The sequence below is a fragment of the Dermacoccus sp. UBA1591 genome (assembly GCF_002322065.1).
In the GTDB taxonomy this organism is placed as follows: Bacteria; Actinomycetota; Actinomycetes; order Actinomycetales; family Dermatophilaceae; genus Dermacoccus; species Dermacoccus nishinomiyaensis.
Genome location: NZ_DCNR01000105.1, coordinates 1 through 3,611 on the forward strand (window position 1 = coordinate 1; position 3,611 = coordinate 3,611).

A 3,611-nucleotide genomic window follows, 5' to 3' on the forward strand; every position below is an offset into this window, starting at 1 on the left:
CCGCATGATCGCTGCCTCAGGCCTCGTCGTGCTCGGTGTTCTCGTGCTCGGTCTTCTCGTGCTCGGTGTTCTCGTGCTCGGTGTTCTCGCGCGCACCCTTGCCGCCGCCCGAGACCTCCAGGTCGACGTCAAGTTCGTCGAGCACCGGCGCGTCCTGATGGTCGTGCGCCTGCGGAGCTTCCATGTCGGCCTCGGAATGGGCGCCGCACCCGAAGTCGAGGGCGACGACCTTGCCGTCGGCGGGCGACCAATCATTGGCACAGACACCGAACTGCTGACGCAGCACACCCGCCATCGGCAGGAAGTAGCCACACGTCGCACACGGCGCGGGAGCCTTGCGGGCGATGTCGGACGACGGCCCGTTCTCTCCGTCGTACCAGCGCTGAGCCGCCTCGTCGCGCCCCTCTGCCGAGAGCACGCGCGCGCGGCCGAGGCCGAGCTCGAAGATGGCGACCTGGTCGACGTCCTCGTTGCCGGTTGCCTCGAACCCGCCTTCGAGGCGCGGGTCGTCCTCCTTGTACGGCAGCACGTCGCCGGCGCTCAGGTCCCCCGGGGCGAGCCGGTCAGCCCAGGGCACCCACTCGGGCGCGAGGATCGACGACGCCGTCGGCACGAGATTCGTCTCGCACACGGTGGCGACCTTCGCGCGGGGCGCGCGGGCCACGGAGACGGCCCACTGCCAGTCGGGGTAGCCCTTGGCCAGGCTCGCGAAGTAGTGCGTGCCGAGTCGCTCCGAGTTCATCTCGAAGCGCACGTGCTCACCGACCGTGTCGCGGTAGGCGATCTCGACGACGGCGGCGCGCGCCATGTCGCGTGCGGCGTCAGCGGCGAGTACGGCGTCGTTCTTCACCACCTTGACGCGGCGAGCCTTCGGTGACGACGCGGGCGCCGGCTCGACGGGTTCGCTCGCCGCGGAGGGCACGAAGGGGACGTCAGACATGATCAGACCTCGAGGTCGTCGGCCACGGCGCGCAGCACCGTCGCGATCTTGTTCGAATGGCTGCGGTCGGGGTAACGCCCCTTCTGCAACCCGGAGGACAGGTCGTCGAGCAGACGGATCACGTCTTCGACGATAACGCTCATCTGCTCAGCGGGCTTGCGCTTGCGCTCGGCGATCGACGGCGGCGCGTCGAGCAGCTGAACGTGCATCGCCTGCGCGCCCTTGCGCCCGTCGACGACGCTGTACTCGATGCGCATTCCGCCACGCAGCTGGCTCACCCCGGCAGGCAGCGCGCTCACGGGCACGAAGACGTCGACGCCGTCGTCCCCGGAGACGAAGCCGAAGCCCTTCTCGGCGCTGTAGAACTTGACCTTGCCGACCGGCACGTCGCACCTCTTTGCTCATGAGGCCGGCGGGCGACCTCGGGTGGGATGGCTCGCGCGTGCGGCACCCCGTCGAACAGTAACTTTTCGAGTTTACCGGCGCGTGTGCGGCGGGTCCGAATCGTCGGACTCGACGCGCGTCACGCTCGGCTCGGCCGCCTCGATGCCGGCGTCATCCGAGCCTGCATCGCGCTCTTGTTCGCCGTCCCTGCTGCCGGCGTTGTCCTCACGCAGTTGCTGCTGCATCTGCCGCAACATGTCGGCACGGACCGATCGCGACGCTTCATTGCCCGCCGCCGCCCGGCGCCCCGTCGGCGGCTGCGTGACGGTGCGCGAGCGCCACCAGAAGAACACCCCGCCGAGCAGCATCGCGAACCCGGCGAGCAGGACGACGAGACAGACCAGCGCCCACACCACCATGGCGGCATGGAGCAGCGCGCCGACATGCCCCCGGTCAGCGAGCTTGACGGCTACCGTCACCCACCCGCCGATGAGCAGTGGCGAGGCCACCCACAGCAGCGCAGCGCCGACGATCGCGAGCCGTTTGCCGCGCGCCAGCAGCGCGGTCGAGAAACTCTCCTCGTGCACGTCGTCCATGGCGCGAACGCTACCGCGCGCCGGCGACAACCCCGTCATTCCAGGCCTTCGGCGCCGCCCGTCAGGTGCCGAGTGCTGCCCGGACGCCGGCGCGTCGCCACGCCGTCACGGGGCCGAAAAACCCCGAGCCGACGGGGTTGTCGGGGCCGCCCACTACTGTCGGCGACATGACGAACCGCAGTCCGCGACGCCTCAGCACCGCGCAGGCACGCCGCATCGCGTTGGCCGCCCAGGGGTTCGCGAAGGCACGCCCCGAGAGCGTCACGACACGCCACCTGACGGCGACCGCCGCGTGCCTGCAGGTCGTGCAGATCGACAGCGTCAACGTCCTCACGCGCAGCCACTACCTTCCCTTCTTCAGCCGCCTCGGCCCGTATGCGCAGCGCGACCTGGACGCGCTTCGGGACCGCGCGCCACGTCGTCTCGTCGAGTATTGGGCGCACGAGGCCAGTCTCGTGACGCCGCAGGTGTGGCCGCTGCTGCGTCACCGCATGGCGCGCGCCCATGAGGACGCCTGGGGTGGCATGCGTCGCGTCGCAGCCGAGCACCCCGACCTCGTCGAACGCGTCCACGCCCACGTCACGACGCACCCGCCCGCCACAGCCCGCGAGATCGAGGTCGCGCTCGAACACGACGAGCAGCTGAACAACGACCACTGGGGCTGGAACTGGTCGCTCGTCAAGGCAGCCCTGGAGCACCTGTTCTGGGCCGGCCGCATCACCTCGGCCGGACGCACGCCGCAGTTCGAACGTCGCTACGCGAGCCTCGAGCGCGTCCTGCCGAACCAGATCGCCGACGCCGCGCTGGCCGAGGAGTTCTTCTCACCGACCCCCCTGATCGACGCCCCTGCGGGCAGCGACGTCGCCTACTTCGACGACGTCGTCGAACTCGTGCGACGCAGCGCGATGGCGCACGGGGTCGGCACCGAGCTGTGCCTACGGGATTACTTTCGACTCAAGGGCGCGCAGGTGCGCCCGGCGATCGAGCACCTGGTGACGGCGGGCGAACTCGAACCCGTCGACGTCGAATGCTTCGACAAACCCGCATGGCGCCACGTCGATGCAAAGATCCCTCGCCGCATCGAGACGGCCGCGCTGTTGTCGCCGTTCGACTCACTCATCTGGCAGCGCGAACGCACCGAGGCACTGTGGAACTTCCGCTACCGCCTCGAGATCTACACCCCCGCCGCGAAGCGTCAGTACGGCTACTACGTCCTGCCGTTCCTGTTCGGCGAGCGCCTCGTCGCGCGCGTCGACCTGAAGGCCGACCGCGCCGCCGGGGTGTTGCGCGCTCACGCGATCCACTGGGAGCCGGGCGCCCCCGCCGCACACCCAGGTGCCGCGGACGCCTTGAGCGACGAGCTCACGACGATGGCGACATGGTTGGGTCTCGAGGGTTGGCGCGCCGCATGAACGACGCACGCGCACCGGTGACGGGAGGGGTCCGCCCCACCCGTCACCGGTGCGCGTTTGACTCATGTCAGACGTGACGCTCCTGATGCGGCTCCGACGATGCCTTCGGCTGCTTCGCTTCCTTCGAGGCCAGCGCGTAGGTACGGGCATACGTGGTGCCGGCCGCGAGCAGGACGAGGCCTGCGACGACGCACGTCATGGCCCGCGTCATCGCGCCCATGTAGGCGAGATCGAACATGAGCAACTTGAGAAGGGCGCAGCCGAGCAGCGCGAGACCCC

At 69.7% G+C, this 3,611-nt stretch carries 5 protein-coding genes; 1 reads left to right on the forward strand and 4 read right to left on the reverse strand.

Translation table 11 applies throughout. From position 1 onward, the window contains the following. Nucleotides 1-16 precede the first annotated feature (16 nt). The 3 genes from B2284_RS11630 to B2284_RS11640 all read right to left on the reverse strand — a co-directional run bounded on the left by B2284_RS11630 (nt 17) and on the right by B2284_RS11640 (nt 1,920). The gene (locus B2284_RS11630; protein ID WP_136788553.1) at nt 17-940 is read right to left on the reverse strand and encodes a DUF3027 domain-containing protein; all 924 of its coding nucleotides are present in this window, start codon (nt 938-940) and stop codon (nt 17-19) included. 2 nt (nt 941-942) lie between these two features. After that, the gene (locus tag B2284_RS11635; protein ID WP_136788554.1) at nt 943-1,326 is read right to left on the reverse strand and encodes a cold-shock protein; all 384 of its coding nucleotides are present in this window, start codon (nt 1,324-1,326) and stop codon (nt 943-945) included. A gap of 90 nt (nt 1,327-1,416) precedes the next feature. Further along, the gene (locus B2284_RS11640) at nt 1,417-1,920 is read right to left on the reverse strand and encodes a hypothetical protein (RefSeq protein WP_136788555.1); all 504 of its coding nucleotides are present in this window, start codon (nt 1,918-1,920) and stop codon (nt 1,417-1,419) included. A 167-nt stretch (nt 1,921-2,087) separates the two neighbouring features. Here B2284_RS11640 and B2284_RS11645 point away from each other — a divergent pair, with 167 nt between their 5' ends. Next, complete coding sequence (locus B2284_RS11645) at nt 2,088-3,332, forward strand: winged helix-turn-helix domain-containing protein (RefSeq protein ID WP_136788556.1); 1,245 nt, start codon at nt 2,088-2,090, stop codon at nt 3,330-3,332. Between the two features lie 67 nt (nt 3,333-3,399). On the opposite strand, the gene B2284_RS11650 is transcribed toward B2284_RS11645, so the two are convergent. Further along, nucleotides 3,400-3,611: hypothetical protein (locus B2284_RS11650; RefSeq protein WP_476728572.1), on the reverse strand; the 212-nt coding region annotated here is incomplete at its 5' end.